The organism is Vibrio sp. H11 (assembly GCF_004804295.1).
Taxonomy (GTDB): Bacteria; Pseudomonadota; Gammaproteobacteria; order Enterobacterales; family Vibrionaceae; genus Vibrio; species Vibrio ostreae.
Genome location: NZ_SSHN01000006.1, coordinates 114,298 through 135,065 on the forward strand (window position 1 = coordinate 114,298; position 20,768 = coordinate 135,065).

19 protein-coding genes are annotated in these 20,768 nt (G+C 53.7%); 2 read left to right on the forward strand and 17 right to left on the reverse strand.

Features of this window, described 5'->3' with window-relative positions; translation table 11 throughout:
* Positions 1-4: 4 nt before the first annotated feature.
* Positions 5-637, forward strand: coding sequence for a cAMP-activated global transcriptional regulator CRP (crp, locus tag E6C74_RS11460; RefSeq protein ID WP_004728582.1), 633 nt, complete (start codon positions 5-7; stop codon positions 635-637).
* 168 nt (positions 638-805) lie between these two features.
* On the opposite strand, the gene E6C74_RS11465 is transcribed toward crp, so the two are convergent.
* From E6C74_RS11465 to pilM, 17 genes are all read right to left on the reverse strand, one after another.
* Positions 806-1,600 carry a DUF1338 domain-containing protein gene (locus E6C74_RS11465; RefSeq protein WP_136485237.1) on the reverse strand — a complete coding sequence of 265 codons (795 nt, stop codon included), beginning with the start codon at positions 1,598-1,600 and terminating at the stop codon, positions 806-808.
* Between the two features lie 104 nt (positions 1,601-1,704).
* A complete protein-coding gene (astD, locus tag E6C74_RS11470) occupies positions 1,705-3,162 on the reverse strand; it encodes a succinylglutamate-semialdehyde dehydrogenase (RefSeq protein ID WP_136485239.1) in 1,458 nt (485 codons plus the stop codon).
* A 34-nt stretch (positions 3,163-3,196) separates the two neighbouring features.
* Positions 3,197-4,216 (reverse strand): arginine N-succinyltransferase, encoded by a 1,020-nt coding sequence (gene astA / locus E6C74_RS11475; protein WP_136485241.1) that lies wholly within the window; start codon positions 4,214-4,216, stop codon positions 3,197-3,199.
* A 98-nt stretch (positions 4,217-4,314) separates the two neighbouring features.
* Complete coding sequence (locus E6C74_RS11480; RefSeq protein WP_136485243.1) at positions 4,315-5,526, reverse strand: aspartate aminotransferase family protein; 1,212 nt, start codon at positions 5,524-5,526, stop codon at positions 4,315-4,317.
* Positions 5,527-5,947: 421 nt separating this feature from the next.
* A complete protein-coding gene (locus E6C74_RS11485) occupies positions 5,948-6,526 on the reverse strand; it encodes an aminodeoxychorismate/anthranilate synthase component II (protein WP_136485245.1) in 579 nt (192 codons plus the stop codon).
* A gap of 418 nt (positions 6,527-6,944) precedes the next feature.
* Positions 6,945-7,961: a tryptophan--tRNA ligase gene (trpS, locus tag E6C74_RS11490; RefSeq protein ID WP_136485248.1), complete on the reverse strand. Its 1,017-nt coding sequence runs from the start codon at positions 7,959-7,961 to the stop codon at positions 6,945-6,947.
* 150 nt (positions 7,962-8,111) lie between these two features.
* Complete coding sequence (locus E6C74_RS11495; RefSeq protein WP_136485250.1) at positions 8,112-8,792, reverse strand: phosphoglycolate phosphatase; 681 nt, start codon at positions 8,790-8,792, stop codon at positions 8,112-8,114.
* Positions 8,793-8,856: 64 nt separating this feature from the next.
* Positions 8,857-9,528, reverse strand: a complete 672-nt coding sequence (rpe, locus tag E6C74_RS11500; RefSeq protein ID WP_136485252.1) for a ribulose-phosphate 3-epimerase — start codon at positions 9,526-9,528, stop codon at positions 8,857-8,859.
* Between the two features lie 113 nt (positions 9,529-9,641).
* Positions 9,642-10,481, reverse strand: coding sequence for a Dam family site-specific DNA-(adenine-N6)-methyltransferase (locus tag E6C74_RS11505; RefSeq protein WP_136485254.1), 840 nt, complete (start codon positions 10,479-10,481; stop codon positions 9,642-9,644).
* A gap of 114 nt (positions 10,482-10,595) precedes the next feature.
* Entirely contained in the window at positions 10,596-12,083 is a 1,488-nt protein-coding gene (locus E6C74_RS11510) for an AAA family ATPase (protein WP_136485256.1), read from the reverse strand.
* Positions 12,084-12,129: 46 nt separating this feature from the next.
* The gene (aroB, locus tag E6C74_RS11515; protein WP_136485258.1) at positions 12,130-13,215 is read right to left on the reverse strand and encodes a 3-dehydroquinate synthase; all 1,086 of its coding nucleotides are present in this window, start codon (positions 13,213-13,215) and stop codon (positions 12,130-12,132) included.
* Between the two features lie 27 nt (positions 13,216-13,242).
* Entirely contained in the window at positions 13,243-13,761 is a 519-nt protein-coding gene (aroK, locus tag E6C74_RS11520) for a shikimate kinase AroK (RefSeq protein WP_136485260.1), read from the reverse strand.
* Positions 13,762-13,949: 188 nt separating this feature from the next.
* The gene (locus E6C74_RS11525; RefSeq protein WP_136485262.1) at positions 13,950-15,368 is read right to left on the reverse strand and encodes a type IV pilus secretin PilQ family protein; all 1,419 of its coding nucleotides are present in this window, start codon (positions 15,366-15,368) and stop codon (positions 13,950-13,952) included.
* Positions 15,369-15,370: 2 nt separating this feature from the next.
* Positions 15,371-15,865: a hypothetical protein gene (locus tag E6C74_RS11530; protein WP_136485264.1), complete on the reverse strand. Its 495-nt coding sequence runs from the start codon at positions 15,863-15,865 to the stop codon at positions 15,371-15,373.
* A complete protein-coding gene (pilO, locus tag E6C74_RS11535; RefSeq protein ID WP_136485266.1) occupies positions 15,858-16,466 on the reverse strand; it encodes a type 4a pilus biogenesis protein PilO in 609 nt (202 codons plus the stop codon). Before pilO ends, E6C74_RS11530 begins: the two co-directional genes overlap by 8 nt.
* Complete coding sequence (locus E6C74_RS11540; RefSeq protein ID WP_136485268.1) at positions 16,463-17,026, reverse strand: PilN domain-containing protein; 564 nt, start codon at positions 17,024-17,026, stop codon at positions 16,463-16,465. The genes pilO and E6C74_RS11540 overlap by 4 nt, the downstream gene beginning before the upstream one ends.
* The gene (gene pilM / locus E6C74_RS11545; RefSeq protein ID WP_136485271.1) at positions 17,023-18,006 is read right to left on the reverse strand and encodes a type IV pilus assembly protein PilM; all 984 of its coding nucleotides are present in this window, start codon (positions 18,004-18,006) and stop codon (positions 17,023-17,025) included. Before pilM ends, E6C74_RS11540 begins: the two co-directional genes overlap by 4 nt.
* 211 nt (positions 18,007-18,217) lie before the next feature.
* Here pilM and E6C74_RS11550 point away from each other — a divergent pair, with 211 nt between their 5' ends.
* On the forward strand, positions 18,218-20,698 hold the full coding sequence (locus tag E6C74_RS11550; RefSeq protein WP_136485273.1) for a PBP1A family penicillin-binding protein: 2,481 nt from the start codon (positions 18,218-18,220) through the stop codon (positions 20,696-20,698).
* Positions 20,699-20,768 lie beyond the last annotated feature (70 nt).

The following is a 20,768-nucleotide window of genomic DNA, read 5'->3' on the forward strand; positions in this document are numbered from 1 at the left end:
TATTATGGTTCTAGGTAAACCTCAAACCGACCCAACACTAGAGTGGTTTCTTTCCCATTGTCACATTCATAAGTACCCTTCAAAAAGCACGCTGATTCACGCGGGCGAAAAAGCAGAAACCCTGTACTACATCGTTAAAGGTTCTGTTGCGGTACTGATCAAAGATGAAGAAGGTAAGGAGATGATTCTGTCTTACCTGAACCAAGGTGATTTCATCGGTGAACTTGGCTTGTTTGAAGAAGGCCAAGAGCGTACTGCCTGGGTTCGTGCCAAATCTCCTTGTGAAGTGGCTGAAATTTCGTTCAAGAAATTCCGTCAGTTGATTCAGGTTAACCCTGATATCCTGATGCGTCTTTCTGGTCAGATGGCGCGCCGTCTGCAAGTCACCAGCCAAAAAGTAGGCGATCTGGCGTTCCTGGACGTAACGGGCCGTATCGCGCAGACTCTGCTGAACCTGGCGAAACAACCAGATGCGATGACCCACCCGGATGGTATGCAAATCAAGATTACCCGCCAGGAAATCGGTCAGATTGTCGGCTGTTCACGTGAAACCGTTGGCCGTATCCTGAAGATGCTGGAAGAGCAGAACCTGATTTCTGCGCACGGCAAAACCATCGTGGTTTACGGCACGCGTTAAGCCCATACGGCAAATAGACAAGATTGCAAAAGCCACCTCGCGGTGGCTTTTTTATAGCGTTCAGGACACCAGGTGATTACTTTCAGACACCTAATTATTGAGCTCACGGCACCTAATTATTGAGCTCAAGACACCTAATTATTGAGCTTAGGGTACCAAGCAGGCTCTCTAGCGGCTGTCTGTACTTTCGAAAATCTTATCGGCCGAGGCCGCGACAAAGCCGGTGTACAACTTACCATCCGGCAGCGGATAACGTTTGGCGAACTCATAAAAACCGCCCGGGATGGTATAGCTCCCCTCACTAAAACGCACCTCAACCTTATCCGCCATGGTCGAGGACTGTTCGAGCAATACCTGCGGCGACCCTTTTACTTCGCCGCCCGATTCGTTGATGGTAAATCCGGCCTGGCGCAGGTGATCATTAACCTGCTGCACTTCATGCAGATGCTTGAGCTGATTGACATTGACGGTGAAATGGTTGGCACCATAACCGTGTGCTGCCAGCCAGGAGGCATACTCGCTCTCAGCGGCCAGCACCTGATAATCCGCGTAGCTTAACTCCCATAAGCGCCCGCCGAAGAGAAAATCACTGCCCGTCAGCTGACGCTCATCAACCTGAGCCACCAACCCCTGTACAATGGCCTGCAACTGCGCTGAGCACTCTGCCACTTTGAGTTCACTGATAAACACTTTCGGCTGCAACGGATCCGGATGCTCATAATGTTTGGCCACCAGTTTTTTACTCTCAAACAGATACTCGCCGCACGCCTGATAACCCAGCTCGATAAACGGCCGGGCAAGAGTCTCCAGGCCTAATGGCGCCAGATTGAAGGTACGCAGGGCAATATGGTCATTGATCAGTGCTTCGTCTTCTTCCAGCAACTGATGCACTTTGTCCGCCGAAGGACAAAGACGGTCAATGTAATCATTCCACAGAGATTGAAACAGATCTGTTGGCGTCATAACGCCTCCTTATCAGCACGCCAGCGCGTGCATTAGCGTTCACCACCCGACAGGGCGGCACAGTGATAGCAACTACCGGGCCGGCACTTGGCCAGCCCCTGAACTCACAGTTCGATGCCCGGGCTGAGCGTCGCCGGCAACTCCGTCGCAGAACCTTCCATCGAAGCCATCGGATAAGCGCAGTAGTCGGCGGCATAGTAGGCACTCGGACGCAGGTTACCGGACGCACCCGGCCCGCCAAACGGCGCATCTCCGCTCGCGCCGGTCAGTTGCCGGTTACGGTTAACAATACCGGCACGAATATGGTCGACGAAATACTGCCACTCGTTGTCATCGGTACTGACCAGACCGGCTGACAAACCAAACTGGGTATCATTGGCCAGCGCAACAGCCTGCTCAAGGCCGTGGTAACGCACTACCTGCAGCAACGGCCCGAACACTTCTTCATCCGGTAGTTCACGCACCGCGGTCACATCAATAATCCCCGGTGTCACAAACGCCGCCTGCAGCGCACGAGCCTCAATCAAAGGCTCAGCACCAAGCTCAACCAGACGGGCCTGCGCAGCGAGGATCACCTCAGCCGCCGCAACCGAGATTTGCGGGCCCATAAATGGCGCCGGCTCGGCAAACGGCTGGTCAATACGCAGCTTGCGGGTCGCCTCAACCAGACGTACCAGCAGCGCATCGCCTTTCTCTCCGGCGGGAATGTACAACCGCCGCGCGCAGGTACAACGCTGCCCGGCACTGATAAAAGCGGATTGCAGTATGGTGTACACGGTCGAGTCCAGATCGCCATACTGCTCAGAGATCACCATAGGGTTATTGCCGCCCATTTCCAGCGCCAGCATCTTACCCGGCTGACCGGCGAACTGACGGTGCAACAAATGACCGGTATGAGCGCTGCCGGTAAACAGCAGGCCACCAATGCCTTTTGACTGCGCTAAAGCGATGCCAGTCTCTTTTCCGCCCTGAACCAGGTTAAGCACACCATCCGGCAATCCGGCCTGCTGCCACAGTTTCATCGCTATTTCACCGGTCCACGGCGTCTGCTCTGACGGCTTAAACACCACAGTATTACCCGCCAGCAGCGCCGGTACAATGTGTCCGTTCGGCAAATGCCCCGGGAAATTATATGGCCCGAATACCGCCATGACGCCGAGCGGGCGATGGCGCAGCACAATCTGGTTGCCCGCCGCCTCACGCACACTTTCGCCGGTACGGTCATGATAAGCACGAATAGAAATCGCAATTTTACCGGCCATCGCCGCCGCTTCAGTGCGGGTTTCCCACAATGGTTTGCCGGTTTCTTTGGCAATGACTTCGGCGATCATCTCGCTGTTGGCTTTCACCTGCTCAGCAAACGCCAGCACGACCTGTTCACGCTCAGCAAACGAACGTTGCTTCCAGCTCAGCAGTGCGCTGCGCGCGGCACTGACCGCCGCTTCAACCTGAGCTGGTGTCGCGCAGTCCCCCTGCCAGACTACTTCCTGGTTGTATGGGCTTAGAGAGGTGAAATGTTCACCCTGGCCAGCCACCCATTGACCGGCAATCCACTGAGTCATGTGTTACATCCTTAACTTGTCTTGTAAATGGGACCTACTGGGCCAGAATCCGCACCCAGTCACCGGTTTCCACCTGGAGCGCTAGAGCGACGTCCGGCGCAATAATGACGGTGCCGTTTTCGCGGTTATGCGCTGCTTTCGCTGCGGTGGCACGAAACTGTTCAAATGAGCTGTTACACATCAAAAACGTCTGCGAACTGGAGTGCGCAGCCACTTCAACCTTAGCCCGCACCGACTCGCGCACCGATTCGATATTGCGTAAATCGCACTCGACTGACGGACCGGCATCAAAAATGTCGACATAGTTGCGGCAGGTAAAGCCCTCTTTTTCCAGTAAGGCTAATGCCGGGCGGGTTTTCTCATGCACCTGACCAATCACGGCCTGCGCTTCTTTACTCAGCAGGTTGATGTAGATCGGCAGTTTGGGCATCAGATCGGCAATAAAGCCTTTTTTGCCAATCCCGGTCAGATAATCCGCCATGGTGAAATCAATCGAAAAAAAGTGTTCCTGCAGCCACTGCCAGAACGGCGAGTTACCCTGCTCGTCCGACACGCCGCGCATTTCGGCGAATATGGTTTGCGAAAAGCGCTCCGGGTGTTCTGCCATCATCAGAAAACGGCACTTCGACATCAGACGCCCGTTCAGCCCCTGACGGAACGCCGGGCGCAGGTAAAGGGTGCAGATCTCGGAGCAACCGGTGTAGTTGTTGCCAAACGTCAGTAACTTGACCACATTGTTGACGCCGAGTTTAGGTGAAGAATGCACTATGGTACTGATGTGATAAGAGTAACAGGGCATGTCCCAGCCAACCGCCGCTTCAATACCGGTGGTACCGGCCACTTCGCCGCTTTCGGAGTCAAAGCCAACCATCAGGTAACCTTCGTCTCCCGGCTCGGTCACATTGGATTTGCTAAAACTGTATTCGGAATGGGTAATGCGGTTGGTCAACAGTTCCTGGTTGACCGGCAATGAGGTGAAACCATGTCCCGATTCAACCGCGCAGGTATGCAGCGCGTCATAATCAGACATTGCAATGGGGCGAACAACAAGCATCTATATTCCCTCCAGATGCAGACAGGCCCGCGCCTGTCAGCCTGATAACACACTGTATCCGCGCCATCTGCTGGCTAGGATACAGTGCTCCGGCTCGCTTAAACTAGCGTCGCAATCGCTTTATCCAGTCGTGCTAAGCCTTGTTCAATTTCTTGCTCTGTGATCACCAGTGATGGTGTCATACGCACCACAGACGCACCTGCCACCAGCAGCATCAGGCCTTGCTGACCAGCCGCCACCAACACATCACGCGCGCGGCCTTGCCACTCATCGTTCAGTGCCGCACCCAGCAGCAGACCTTTACCACGGATCTCTTTAAACAGGTTGTATTTGGCGTTGATTTTCTCCAGTCCGGCACGCAGCAGAGCTTCACGCTGCTTAACCCCCGCCAGCGTCTCAGGTTGGCTGACGATATCCACCACCGCCTCTGCCACAGCACAAGCCAGCGGGTTACCACCATACGTCGAGCCGTGTACGCCCACTTTCATGTGCTGCGCCAATTTAGTCGTGGTCAGCATGGCGCCGATTGGGAAACCGCCGCCCAGTGATTTGGCGGTGCTGAGAATATCCGGAGTCACGCCAATGCCCTGATAAGCATAGAAATCACCGGTACGGCCGTTACCGGTCTGTACTTCATCAAAAATCAGCAGGGCGTTGTGTTTATCACACAGCTCACGCACCGCCTGGACAAATTCAGGGTTCGGCGACACGATGCCGCCTTCGCCCTGCAGCGGCTCCATCATGATGGCACAGGTGCGATCAGAGATGTGTGCCTGCAGCGCTTCGATATCGTTGTAAGGCAGGTGCGTCACATCGCCCGGTTTTGGACCAAAGCCGTCCGAGTATGCTTCCTGGCCGCCCACGGTGACAGTAAAGAAAGTACGGCCGTGGAAACCCTGTTTAAATGCGATGATTTCCGATTTTTGCGCACCATACACATCTGCCGCATAACGACGGGCCAGCTTCAGGGCCGCCTCGTTCGCTTCTGCGCCAGAGTTAGCAAAGAATACTTTTTCCGCAAAGCTGACCTCGGTCAGTTTTTTTGCCAGACGCAGCGCAGGCTCATTGGTCATCACGTTGCTGAGGTGCCAGATTTTGTTGCCCTGTTCAGTCAGCGCTTTCACCATAGCCGGATGACAGTGCCCCAAACAGCTCACTGCGATACCGCCGGCAAAGTCGATGTACTCTTTACCCTGCTGATCCCAAACACGTGAACCTTGGCCCTTAACCGGGATGAACTCCATCGGGTTATAACAAGGCACCATCACCTCATCAAACAAACCACGATCTACTTTATTTTCCACTGTCATTACCCATTCCTTATCAATACCGCATGCCTGGCAAAAAGGCTCTCCTTCCCAAAACCTTACTCATAAGATTTTGTGTTGCGTTTAAGCAGATGCAGCATTGTATTTACAAAATATTAACCAATTCAATAGTGAATTATTCTTTCAGCTTAGCATTTAAGCTCACAATCCTCACCACTCATGATTATTTATGCACCATGTAAACTCTTTTATGAAGCACTTTTTAACAATGAGCGAAAAAACCTCATTTGAGCCCTGTATCCATCAGCGCTAGCAAGGCGTTGGCAGGATGTGCGGCGCATAAATTTTCAACACAGAAAAAAGGTAAATTTAATGACGAAAATGTTAAGAAAAGTGATCGCGATCAGGAATCAGCCCGCCGGATATACCGCCAGGCTGAGAGGAAAAAGAAAGATTTGCGCGCTCAGCGCTTAAGAAAATTCGCCAGCAACTCGTGGCCTTGTTCGGTTTTAATCGATTCCGGGTGAAACTGCACCGCGTCAATCGGCAGGGTTTTGTGCTGATAGCCCATGATCTCATCCACGCTGCCATCGGCCAGTTCAGTCCAGGCGGTCAGCTCAAAACAATCCGGCAAAGTACCGCTTTTGACCACCAGCGAGTGATAGCGGGTCACAGTGAGCGGATTGTTCAGACCAGCGAATACACTGCGTCCGGTATGTCGGACCGGTGAGGTTTTACCATGCATCACCTGACGGGCACGCACCACTTCACCACCAAATACCTGTGCAATCGCCTGATGGCCCAGACACACGCCAAGCATCGGCAGCTTGCCGGCAAAATGCGCAATCGCCGCCAGAGAAATACCGGCTTCATTGGGCGTGCACGGCCCGGGCGAAATCACCAGATGGCTTGGCGCCATCGCTTCAATCTGTTCGAGCGAGATCTCATCGTTACGCACCACCTCAACCTTTGCGCCCAGTTCGCAAAAGTACTGGTACAGGTTATAGGTGAACGAATCATAGTTATCGATAATCAGAAGCATAGTGGTGTTACAGGTTAGAGAACAACCCCCGCATTCTACAAATCCCCGATGCGGATTCAATCAATAAAAGCGTTTTGCCGCTAATCATGGCTGTTTTTGTCTGTGCCATGCCGCTCACCGGCGTCGATCGCTGCCATAAATAAGGGGACCTAAGCCCCCTCAATCACCTATGCTGCGCTTTATCGGCTCAGCGTGGCGCCTGACAGCGACCTTTGCCGTGCGACGAATGCGGGCAACCAACCGGAGACATGCATTTTAAACAGAGCGAGTGACAATTGAGATGACGCTTAGATTAAGCCTTGATTACACGGTTTTTCGTCAGGCCGCCGCTGTCTCAACCTGCGTTCGCCTGACCTACCTGACGCGGAACAAAAAAAGCCCCGGCCGAAGCCAGGGCTGATAACTCATGCATTCGCGCTTACGGACGAGCAACAAAGCCGACCGCTTGGTAAACCTGTTTCAGGGTTTCGTAAGCACGGGCAGAGGCTTTCTCGGCACCATCACGCATCACACTGTCCAGGAACGCGCGGTCCGCACGCACACGGTGGTACTCTGCTTGCACAGGTTCCAGCATGGCCACCAGTGCTTCGCCGACATCTTTCTTAAACGGGCCGTACATTTCCACCCCGGCGTACTCGGCTTCGATCTCGGCAAATGTCTTACCGGTCGCTGCTGCATACAGGCCCATCAGGTTCGCAATGCCCGCTTTGTTCTGCGCATCATAAGCAATGCGTGGCGGTGTATCGGTATCCGTTTGCGCTTTGTTAATCTTCTTGATGATCGACTTCGGCTCTTCCAGCAGGGTGATCACGTTCTTACGGTTGTCGTCGGATTTCGACATCTTCTTGGTCGCATCCTGCAGACTCATTACGCGCGCATTCACTTCCGGAATGTACGGCTCTGGTACGGTGAAGATTGGCGCATCCGGGCTGTAGATGTTATTAAAACGAGTCGCGATATCACGCGCCAGTTCCAGATGTTGTTTCTGGTCGCTGCCAACCGGTACCTGGTGGGCACCGTACAGCAGAATATCGGCCGCCATCAAAACCGGGTAATCGTACAGACCCACGTTAACATCATTGGCGTAACGGGCTGACTTATCTTTGAACTGAGTCATGCGGTTCAGTTCACCCATTTGCGTGTAACAGTTCAGCACCCATCCCAATTGAGCATGCTCCGGTACATGTGACTGGACAAACAGCGTGCTCTTTTGCGGATCAACGCCAACCGCCAGACAAATTGCCAGCGCGTCCAGGGTCGCTTCATGCAGCGCTTTAGGATCCTGACGAACCGTAATCGCGTGCAGATCCACCACACAGTACTGACAATCATAATCGTCCTGCATTTGTTGCCACTGACGTAGAGCACCCAGGTAGTTACCGATACTAAGTTCACCTGACGGTTGAACACCACTCAATACGATGGGTTTGCTCATGAGAATGATTTCCTTGTTACTTAAAATGAGATAAGACAGAACAAATCTGTAATAACACCCGCCAGGCTAGAGCGGGCGGGTGTTAATTCGAAAACAGTAATTCAGCAGTGTACTCATTAACGAGTATTTTGCCAGAGAAGATTGCCAACTTTAGGCGCAAACCGCCAGGAGTTCCAGCAGTTCGGCAATGTTATCCGCGACCACATCCGGACCAGCATTGGCAATCGGCTCACCATGGTTGTAGCCATAAGTCAGACCAAACGACGCGCAGCCGGCATTTTTAGCCGCCAGAATGTCATTTTTGGAATCGCCGACCATCAGCATCTGCGCTGCACTGAGCTGATGTTTTTCCAGCAGCCAGTTGAGTGCCATCGGATCCGGTTTTTTATGCGGGAAGGTATCACCACCGATCACATCGCTGAAAAAGCCGTCGATGCCATGTTGCTCGAGGATATGCGGCACAAACTTAGACGGTTTATTGGTCACCACTGCCAGGGTGAAACCGGCATCATGCAGCTCGCTCAGCGTCTGTTTGACATTCGCGTACAGATGGCTCAGCTTGTGGCCGGTCTGCTCATAGAAGTCGTCAAACAGAGCGCGCGCCTGGTTGCGGGTTGCGGCGCTCAGCTCTGGATCTATAGTCAGGCTCTGGCTCAGCGCGCGGCCAATCAGCACATCGGCGCCATTACCGACGTAATCGCGCACCTGCAGTTCAGACACGCCAGGGTAACCCAAAGCACGCACGGCCTGGTCAGCCGCAACCGCAAGATCCGGCACACTGTCGAGCAAAGTACCGTCGAGATCAAAAGCAATCAGTTTAATCTGGTTCAAAATATTCTTCCTAGGCTGGTTATAATCATGAGGCTGATTAAGAGTAATCATGGTGACCAAGTCGTTATTCAACCCGGGCCAGTTCAGCGCGCATTTCGGCAATCACTGCCTGATAATCCGGCTGACCAAAAATCGCCGAACCGGCGACGAACATATCGGCACCGGCGGCGGCGATTTCGCGAATGTTGTCCACTTTGACTCCGCCGTCGATTTCAAGCCGGATATCGCGCCCGCTGGCATCGATAAGCTTGCGTACAGCACGCAGTTTATCCAGGGTATGCGCAATGAAGGACTGACCGCCAAAACCCGGATTCACTGACATCAGCAGAATCATGTCCACTTTGTCCATGAGGTAATCCAGATGGCTGAGAGAGGTGGCCGGGTTAAGCACGACACCGGCTTTACAGCCATGCTCTTTAATCAGTTGCAGGGTACGGTCAACGTGTTCAGACGCTTCAACATGGAAAGTGATCATCGACGCACCGGCTTTGGCAAAATCGGGAATGATGCGATCGACCGGCTTAACCATCAGATGCACATCAATCGGAGCGGTGATGCCGTAGTCGCGCAGCGCTTTACAGATTGGCGCACCGAACGTCAGGTTAGGTACGTAGTGATTGTCCATCACATCGAAGTGAACGACGTCGGCACCGGCCGCAAGTACACGTTCGACGTCTTCTCCGAGACGGGCAAAATCAGCGGAGAGAATGGATGGCGCAATGAGAAAATCTTTCATACCTGACCTCTTAGGCGATGGAATACGATGAACAGTTTATGTTCGCATTCTACCTAAGCGAGCGGCGAGATCCTAGCAGCAAGGCAAGGATCGTCAGATAGCGGCAGGATCTTTCAGTCGCGGGCGGCACTCAGCGCTCGCGGATTAAACAGCGCCAGCAGCTCATCGACTTTATTACGCCCGGCTCCGTTGCGGCTAATGGTACGTTTGACCTTCACCACATTGAGCTGCGCGCCGTGATACAGCCGGCGGGTCAGGATGGTATCGTGGTTGGAAATCAGCACCGGGATACCGCGTTCAGAAGCGGTTTTTTCCGCCACGTCAGCCAGCGCCGCCTGATCATCAAGAGAGAAGCCGTTACCGGCATAGGAGGTAAAGTTGGCGGTGTTGGAGAGCGGTGCGTACGGCGGATCACAATAGACCACACTGTTCTCATCCGCGCGGGCAAAAGTGTCGACATAGCTGGTACAGACAAAGGTCGCTCGCTGGGCTTTCTCGGCAAAAAATTCCAGCTCGGCGTGCGGAAAATACGGTTTTTTGTACGAACCGAACGGCACGTTAAAGCCACCTTTCTTGTTGTAACGGCACAAGCCGTTAAAACCGAAACGGTTCATGTACAGAAACGCCAGCGAACGGTACATCACATCATCGCTCTGATTGAATTCGGCCCGGATAGACAAATACGCTTCTTTGCGATTGTTATCGGCCACGAACCAGCGCCGTGCTTCATCGATATATTGCTGTGGACTCTGCTTGAGCAGGTTGTACAGGTTGATCAGATCCGGATTAATGTCCGCCAGCAGGTAGCGTTCAAACTCGGTATTGAGAAAAATAGATCCTGCACCGACAAACGGTTCAACCAGCTGCTCCGCTGGCGGCAGGTGACGTTGAATGTCTTCAACCAGGCTAAATTTTCCTCCAGCCCATTTCAGAAAGGCACGCTGCTTCTTCATCTACTGCTCTAATCAATCACCGAAAAAATAAGGCTGCGGAATGTAACATATTTTCAGGTCAGACCCAACGTAATTGGCGCCGTAAGACGCGAATAGCCCGAGAATGTGTGCCTTTTACTGACCGCGGGCAATCTCGCGTTGTACCTGGCTGAGTGACTTAGCCCACGGGCCGAGTGACTGCAGCGGCTGCGGCAGAGTCTCAACCGCATCACGCGCCAGCTGAATCGTCGCATAGTTGCGGTACGTGATAATGTACCATTCGGTGTCATTACGCACCGTCGGATACACATTCACCTCGCCCTGTAACTGATACTGGTCGATAAAACGCTGCACTTCCGGCAATGAGTTCACCGCAGCCAGCTGCAAGGTGTAGCTGCGTGGCGACATGGCATTAAGCTCGTCCCGCCCGAATGAAAAACGCACCGGCCTATCGCTCTGACCGGCCTCGGCGGCACTATTTTCAGCGCCAGCAGCCTGGTCGTTCGTTTCGCTTTCAGCCGCTGCAGCGCTGTTTTGCGGTGCCGCGTCGGCGCTGGCTTGCGGTTGAGACTGAGATTGGGCTGGCACTGCCGCTTTGTCATCCAGCAGCGCATCGACCACATCAGACGTAATCACGACGCGCTGCTGATCACCATCAGCCTTGCCCACCCCTTCGCTCGATTCGATCACCGCCGGCGGCAGGGCTGATGAATCATCATCGGCCTGGGTTCGGTTATCGGCAGCCTCGGCGGCCACATCGTCCATCCGCACCTGCTCATTTGATTCCAGGGTTGGAATTGCCGTCTGTTCAATCCCTTGTGTTAGCTGCTGCGCAGTCTCATCTGCGGACGGCTGCGACCACATCCACCAGTAGCCACCACCGATCAACAGCAGCAGTAAAATCACCAGCAAGGCGATATTGAGAGGTGAACCTATGATTGAACGAATCACGATGCGTTTTTCCATCTTCTGCTCTGCGAGCGCCATAATGTCTCCCGGTAACCGCTTGACCTTTTTAAACGCCTGACGAACCTGGCGTTCCCTGTCATCATCAACATAACGCATAACACGCTGTTCAAACAGTCTGTCCGCCTCAGGTTGTGAAAGCGACTCAATTTCCAGATCGACCGGTTTTAACTCCTGACCATAGCTGAGCCGGGTCAGTAAGGTATCCAGACGACTTGGCAGTGAAAACAGCACCACATTAACACGCCATAACGGATGGCTTTGCGCTTCAAGCAGCCACATCCATAGCTCTGACAGCAGGACGTCTGACAACAAGTGGGCATCGTCGACCACAATCACAACATCACAGATGCTGTCGGCAAACAGAGCAGAAAAGCTATCGCTGAGGGAATCTTTGGGGTTAAACAGCGGGTCAGAAACCAGCTGATTGAGAATGGTGGTACGGCGCTGCTCGTCATCCTGATTAGGATGGCACATCAGCAAAGACTGATTTTTATCCTCAGCCCAGTGCTCCAGAAAACGTTGGGCAAGCCAGGATTTTCCGGCGCCTTTGCTTCCGGCGACATTGACAAAATTGGAACTATACCGGGTCAGGAGCTGCAAGCGTTCCAGCAACTCCACCTGAGAATCCAGTGTCAACTCATGTGCCAAACTCATGACTTATCCTAGTGATAAGACGGGATGACTGCAGCCCGAGACAGGTTTATACCGTGCGGCAGTAATCGATCGCCTGTTGAATGATGGCTTGCGGTACGCCTTTCACTACTTCAGAGGTACCAATACCAGTCGGTAATACTAAGCGTAGCTCACCTGCCAATACTTTTTTATCCCGCATCATGTGCTTGATGAAATCATCGAACGACATGCTGTCCGGAGTATGGATAGGCAGTTTGGCCTGCAACAGAATAGCTTTGATGCGCTCCAGTTCCGGCTCGCTAATCAGCCCCTGTAACTGAGCGGTTTTGGCCGCCATCACAGTGCCTGCAGCGACCGCTTCACCGTGCAGCCAGTTACCGTAGCCGAGCTCAGCCTCAATCGCGTGACCGAACGTGTGTCCGAGGTTGAGCAGAGCACGGATACCCGCTTCTTTCTCATCCTGCGCCACAACTTCAGCTTTAATCTGGCAACAGCGCGCAATAGCGTAGGTCAGCGCCTCTTCATCCAGAGCGTAGAGCGCAGACATGTTCTGCTCCAGCCAGACAAAGAAATCCTGATCATAAATGATGCCGTATTTGATCACTTCTGCCATCCCGGCCGCAAACTCACGCTCCGGCAACGTTGACAGACACTGGGTATCAATCAGCACCGCTTTCGGTTGATAGAAAGCACCGATCATGTTTTTGCCCAGCGGATGGTTAACCGCGGTCTTACCGCCGACCGATGAATCGACCTGCGATAACAGTGTGGTCGGCACCTGGATGAAGTCGACTCCGCGTTGATAACACGCCGAGGCAAATCCAACCAAATCACCAATCACGCCGCCACCGAGCGCGACAATCACCACATCGCGGCTGTAGTTGTGCTCAAGCAGATAACTCATGATGGTATTAAAGGTGTCGAGAGTTTTGTATTGCTCGCCATCCGGTAGTTCAAGCACTGCCGACTGACAACCGAGGCTATCCAGCATCGCTGTCAGTTTATCCGCATACAGTGGGGCCACGGTATGGTTAGTGATAATCAGGACTTTTTGCTTTGCCGACAGACAAAGAAGAGCCGGATCATTGAACAATCCGGCGCCAATAGAGATAGGGTAGCTACGTTCATCTAAGCTGACCGTAATCCGTTCCATGGTATGCACTCCACGTCAAAGAACAACTTAATGTTCTTCTAGCATTTTTACGATCTGGTTGGCTACCACTTTTGCACTTTGATCATCAGTGCGTACAGTAATATCTGCGATCTCTTCATACAGTGGGTTACGATCACCCGCCAGGCCTTCCAGGACTTCGCGAGGGTTGTCAGTCTGCAGCAACGGACGTTTTTTGTCGCGATTGGTACGCGCCAGTTGCTTCTCGATGGTGGTTTCCAGGTAAACAACGATGCCACGTGCAGATAGACGGTTGCGGTTCTCTTTGCTTTTCACAGAACCACCACCGGTGGCAAGAACAATACCTTGCTGCTCAGTGAGATCATTAATCACAGCTTCTTCGCGTTTACGGAAGCCCTCTTCACCTTCGACATCAAATACCCATGCGATATCTGCGCCAGTGCGCTCTTCAATCACAGTATCAGAGTCAACAAACTCCATATGCAGTTGCTGAGCCAGGTGTCTACCAATTGTGCTTTTGCCAGCGCCCATTGGGCCAACAAGGAAAATATTGCGTTTTTCAGCCATGTTTAGCAGTAATTTACAACGTTAATTCAATGACATCGCCACAAGGTTACGCCGGACAGAAGTCAGCGATAGGATTGCTTGTGGCACCTATTCCTCACAGATATTTCGTGATAAGACCCGAAATTATCTAGATATGGTGCCAGTAATGCAACTTTAATTTTTACCGACCACCAATATTGACGGGTAAGTTACTGAATCACAACTTTCGGCGTGACGAAGATCAGCAGCTCACCTTTACCACTTTGCTGGTAACTGCGCCGGAACAATGCCCCCAGCCACGGCAAGTCCCCCAGCAGCGGCACCTTATCCACCGTATGGCTGACACTGTGCTGGAAAATACCGCCCAGCACCACGGTTTCACCGTCATTAACCAGCACCTGGGTACCGATACGCTGAGTGTTAATGGCAACCGCTTCACCAGTTCCGGTCTGCACCACTTCCCCCGGCCGGTCCTGAGTGACATTCAAATCCAGCACCAGTCGATTATCCGGCGTAATCTGAGGGGTCACCTTGAGGCTCAGCACCGCCTTTTTAAACGCCACGCTGGTCGCCCCGCTCGACGACGACTCCAGATACGGAATTTCTGTGCCCTGCTCAATAAAAGCCGGCTGTTGATTGGTGGTGATAAGACGCGGACTGGAGATAATTTCCGCTTTCGACTCACGCTGCAAAGCCGACAGTTCAAGATCAAGCAAGGTGTCAGAGCCAAGGCGCGCCACCTGAAACGCAATCGTGGACGCATTCAGTGAGGTGGCGGCCAGATTGACGTTGAGACGATCTTCCAGTGCCAGATCGCCCGATTCATCCGCCAGGCCTGCGCCGGCAAACAGATTCTCCTCCAGAGAGGCCCCTATCCGGCCATGCGCGGGGGAAGAATGAAATCCCCAGCGTACCCCCAGCTCATCCAAATCACCTTCATTGATGCTGACAATGCGCGCCTCAATCTGCACCTGCTTGACCGGCACATCGAGCGCTTTGACCATTCTCGCGATATCCGCAACGTTCGGTGCCAGATCGCGCACCAGCAGCGCATTGGTGCGTTCATCAACGCTAAGCGAACCGCGCTCAGACAGCAGGCCAAAATTACCGTCCGTCGCAATGATCGCCGCCATGTCCTGCGCTCTGGCATAATGCACCGTGACCACCTGGCTATGCAGCGGTGCCAGGAGCTGCGCCTGCTCCCTGTGGTGCTGGGCCTGACGGGCAAACTCATCCTGCGGCGCAATCAGCATCACACCATCCACCCGTTGCATCTCCAGCCCGCTGTGTCGCAGGATAAGATTCAGAGCCTGCTGCCAGGTGACATCCTCCAGGCGCAGCGTCAGCTCACCCTGCACACTATCCGACACCACCAGATTGACCCCCTGATAATCCGCCAGTAACTGCAACACACTGCGCAGCGCTATCGCCTGAAAATTAAGTGAAATCCGGGCGCTTTCACCGGGCTTAGCTGTGATGGTATTCGACGCGGATCTGGTCGCCTGCTCGCTCGCCAGCCCGGTCAGCGGACCGCTCACAGCCAGCACCAGGATCAGCAGGCGCAGCAGATTCACAACCAGCAATCTCACCCAGGCAAAGCGACTGACCGCTGCGGGACATCGCATCATATTCACGCTGCACTCAACTCCATCTTGATCCTCAGCGGCTCAGGCCGGTTACAGTTGCTATTCTCAGCCAGCACCAGCCACAGCGAACGAGCATCGATTCGTTCCACCCGCGCATCTGCCACCTGGTCGCCGACCTTAACCTGCACCAGTTGCCCGGCCTGAATTTCAATCACAGCCAGGCGTTGCTGCTCATTACCGAGCACGGCTTTCAATAACCAGCTGCCCTCAGCAGGCCATCCTTCATTTTCCGCGCGCAACGATAGCGGCAGTGGCAACAAACTGCGGCATGGTTCGGAAGCATCACTGGCTGTGGACGGCACCGCAAACGGATTACTCGCCGCGCTATGCCGCTCAGCCTCCGCTCCGGTCAACGGCCCTGTTTCAGCGCTCAAAGAGTCGGCAGTAAAGGGGGCGGCGGCAAAGACACAATGTCCCGTCAGCACCAGCACCGCAGGCAATAGTCTATGGCTGATAAGCCGCATTCCTGACCTAGTCATCCTCACTCCCGAACTCATCATCACTGTGCAACTCATCAGCCAGATAGGTAAAGCCGCGGGCACGGATCTGCAGCCGTGACAGATCCGGGGAGATACGCTGCCAGCGCACCTCAGTCAACAGCACGCCAAAAGGCAGCGCCGCCAGATCGCGCATAAAGTGGCGCAACGCCGGATACTCACCACTGGCTTCCAGACGCAGTGGTACACGCAGTAATTGGGCCTCAGGCACCACGGTTTGCCACTCAAGCCGGGTCAGCACAAGCTGATGCTGAGCAGCCAACTGACTGATGTGATTTAACAAAGGCGCCAACTGCTGCTGACGCGGAAAGTGACGCAGTAATGCGTCATGGCTCGCCCGCTGGTCGGCATATTGGTCCTGCAGCATCTGCAGTTCATGTTTCGCCTCCGCCCGTTGACGCAGCTCCTGGCTTATCTGCTCAATTTGCTGATCGAGGGATGCTGCAAACTGCTGCTGAGGCAGCAGGCGCGACTGATAGCCGATAGCTGCCACAATCAGCACCAGCAGCAGACGCAGCAGCCACTGCGCGCCGGGTGACCATTGCGCCATCTCGCTGAGATCAAATTGTAAATCACGCATCATGGCTGCACCGCCCGCTCCGGCTGCCACCGGAATGACAGCTCAAACGGCTGATAGATGCTGCCAAAGCGATGTTCAGGCGCAGCAATAAGTTCGATGTTGACTGCGCTGACTGACCTTGCCTCTTGCAGTTGTTCGAGCAGATTATGCAGATGGTCGGCGGCCAGGCTGACTCCGCGCACCTCAACCACAGCAACACTCTGAATAACACTGTCGAGATAGACACCAGGCGGCACGGTTGATGCCAGTTGCTGCATCAGTCGCTCGGCATGATGACGCTGGTCCAGCAGTTGTTGTCGGCTTTGCTGATGCGCACGTGAGCGAGCCAGCTTATGCTGCCACTCGGCAAGTTGCTGCGGATAGCGCGCCAACTGAGCTGACTGCAGCTGTAACGCGCTAAGCTGCTGCTGACGCTGCGTGATTCTGCTTTGTTGCTGCCAGGCCACCAATGCGAGCAGTACCAACCCGAACATCACTGCCGCCAGACTGGCGGCAACAAAACGGTGCTGAGCGGCGACGCGCTGGTGTTCGCGCCAGGGCAGGAAGTTCACCTCCGCGCTCATCGCTTCGCCCCTGACAATAACTGCTGCTGCCAGCGTAAACCCGATAACGCCAGAGCCATCGCCAGGCTATAGCAATGCGGTTTCTCCGGCAGGCTTGCGCCGCCCGCCCGATCCAGGCCATCGAACACAGAGAGCAGGTCACAAGGCAGAGCCTCAGTCAGCGGGCTGCTGAGCAGTTGCTCTGCGCCGCCGCCACACAGCCATAGTCCGGCCACTACATCACTACCGTGCAGAGCGGACAACCGTTGCAGCTCACGCTGCAGGCAATCACATAACATGGCGTCCGCCACCGTTTCGGCAGCGGAGGGCATAGCTGGGAAGGTTAAAGCGGGCGGCTGATTAAAACTCTGTTGCCTGTAGTAAAAACTGCCGTCGGGCAGTTGCATCGTTAAGGTCAGCCAACGCTGGCCGACATCGACCAGCAGGCAGTCACTGCGTCCCTGCTGCACGCTGTACCAGCGCCACAAACCACGCATCACCTGACTGAGCAGGGCCAGTTGCAAAGGTTGCCATCCGGCACCGCGCAGTGCCGCAACCCGGCTTTGCACCACTTCACTCCGGGTCGCATACACCTGCCCCTCCTGCTTGCCCTCAGCGCTAACGGATCCAGATTGCATAATGTAATCCAACTGCAGCGCATCAAGAGGCAGGGGAGACTGCTGGGCAAAGGCCTGGTAGACCGCAAACTGCTGTTCATGGCTGTCTAAAGCACTATCTATTTGTATTTGTTTGGTTATTACCGAACTGTCCGGCACCGCCAACGCCACTTTACGACTAAATAGCGGTAATGCCTTTTTTAGTTCTTTGAGTTTCTTTACAATTTTCTGATAATTCAGCGTGTGGTTATCAGCGAAAATATCATCAGGTACGACTATCTCCTGCCAACCGAGCAGCGAGTAAGATTCACGATGCGGTTTTAATAGCACGGCTTTAATACTGTGGTGGCCGATATCGACACCTGCAACTAATGATTGACCCATAAATAAGATTAACTCCAGTAACAACACTCTGTGACCACGCAGTGATATGCAATACATCGCAAGGTCGCTGAAAGCGATATTCGTAACAGAGCTCAGTTCGCCAAACAGCTTTATGTGAAAAATAGCTGCGTTACATTTTTAAGTGCTGAGGTTTTAGTCTAGAGTACAAGGGTTTCCATTAGGGCAGCCTCTACTAAACAGGGATTCTCCGGTGAAGTTCATAAAGCGTTTATTAATATTTTCATTGATTTGCATTATTCTTGGAGTCACAACAATCTTTGGCTTCTACTATTATGTAAAGCCTGACCTCCCAGATGTGGCGACACTGCGCGATGTAAAGTTGCAGACGCCAATGCAGGTCTTCAGTCGCGACGGCAAACTGATTGCTCAGTTTGGTGAGCAGCGCCGTATTCCGCTCAAACTGGACGAAATGCCGAAAGAGCTGGTCGAGGCGATCATCGCCACCGAAGACTCACGCTTCTACGAACATTTCGGATTTGATCCGATCGGTATCACTCGTGCCGCGTTCGCTGTGATTGCAACCGGCAGCGCTTCTCAGGGTGCGAGTACCATTACCCAGCAGCTGGCACGGAACTTTTTCTTGTCTAACGAGAAGAAGATCATGCGAAAAATCAAAGAGATTTTTATCGCTGTGCATATCGAACAACTGCTGAGCAAAGACGAAATCCTTGAGCTGTACCTGAATAAAATCTATCTCGGCTACCGTTCTTACGGAGTCGGCGCAGCCGCACAGGCCTATTTTGGTAAAGAAGTGAAAGATCTGACCTTAGGTGAGATCGCCATGATTGCCGGTCTGCCAAAAGCACCGTCGACCATGAACCCTATCTACTCGCTTGAGCGTGCGACCCATCGTCGTAACGTGGTACTGCAACGTATGCTGGATGAGAAATACATCACCCAGGCGCAGTATGACGAAGCGCGGAACGAAGTGTTGCAGTCACGCTACCACGGTGCAGAGATTTCTCTTAACGCACCTTACGTCGCCGAAATTGCCCGTGCCTGGATGATCGACCGCTACGGCGAAGATGCTTATACCTCAGGTATGAACGTCTACACCACAGTCGATTCAAAACTGCAGAAAGCGGCCAATCGCGCCGCTCTGGATAACCTGCTGGCTTATGATGAACGTCACGGTTACCGCGGCGCGGAAAAAGAACTGTGGAAATCCGGCCAGGCTGCATGGGACGAAGAGAAAATTCGCGACCATCTGCAGGATGAGCCGACCTACAACGATCTCTACCCTGCTGTTGTAGTGAACGTTGAGCCGCAATCGGCTCAGGTTTGGGTCAAAAACAACGGCCTGCAAACCATCGCCTGGGATGATATGAACTGGGCCCGCCGCTTCATCACCGATGAACGTCAGGGCGCGCTGCCAAAAGCGGCCAGTGACATTATGGCGGCCGGTCAGCAAATCTGGGTACGTCAGTTACATCAAGATGATGCAGATCAGCAACACTGGAAACTGAGCCAGGTACCGAATGCGCAGACCGCATTTGTTGCCATGGACCCGGAAAACGGTGCGGTCCGTGCTCTGGTCGGCGGTTTCAACTTCGTCCATAACAAGTTCAACCGTGCTACGCAGTCCGTGCGTCAGGTCGGCTCCAGTATCAAGCCATTCATCTACTCTGCCGCACTGAATAAAGGCATGACCCTGGCCAGTCTGATCAACGACGCACCGATTAACCAGTGGGATCAGAGCCAGGGCACCGCATGGCGTCCAAAGAACTCGCCACCGACTTATGGCGGTCCGACCCGTCTCCGTATTGGTCTGGCGCAGTCGAAAAACGTCATGGCAGTACGGGTACTGCGTGAAGTTGGCCTGGATGATACGCGTCAGTATCTGACCCGGTTTGGTTTTGAACTGGATAAATTACCGCGTTCAGAAACCATCGCACTCGGTGCCGGTAGCCTGACTCCGGTCAAAATGGCACAAGGTTACTCCGTCTTTGCCAATGGCGGCTACTATGTTGAGCCATACTACATCAGCAAAGTGATGGGCCCGTTCGGCGAACCTGAATATGAGGCAACTCCGAAAGTAGTCTGCCACCAGGCCTGTGACCAGACCGATATGAACGGCATCAGCGAGCAGGATGCGGACACTCAGTATGCACCACAAGTGATCTCTGAGCAGAACGCCTTCCTGGTACGCGAAATGATGTACAGCAACATCTGGGGTGGTGGTGACTGGCGTGAAGGCACCGGCTGGAACGGCACCGGCTGGCGCGCACAAGCACTGAAACGCCGCGACATCGGCGGTAAAACCGGGACCACCAACGATTCAAAAGATGCATGGTACAACGGCTTTGCTCCGGGCATTGTCGCCACCGCCTGGGTCGGTTTTGATGAGCACAGCCGCGATCTGGGTCGCAGTACACCAAACCCTGCGATTGAAGATGATGTCTCCGGTGTGGAAGCGGGTGCGAAAACGGCTCAGCCAGCCTGGATCGAATTCATGCAGCAAGCCCTGCAAGGGGTTGGCGAGCAGGATAAGAAAGTGCCGGATGGCATCTCACGAGTGCGTATCGACCGCAACACCGGGCTGCTGACCAATAAGCTTGATGGCAGCTCAATGTTTGAGTATTTTGCCGACGGCACCGAACCTGAAGATTACGTTAGCGAGTCATCGACCAACAGTACCTACACCAACGATGAGAACGAATCCCTGTTCTAATCGTCAGGTAAGATAAAAAAGAGGCTGAATATTCAGCCTCTTTTTTTGTTTCTCTTTGTGGTTTATCAGC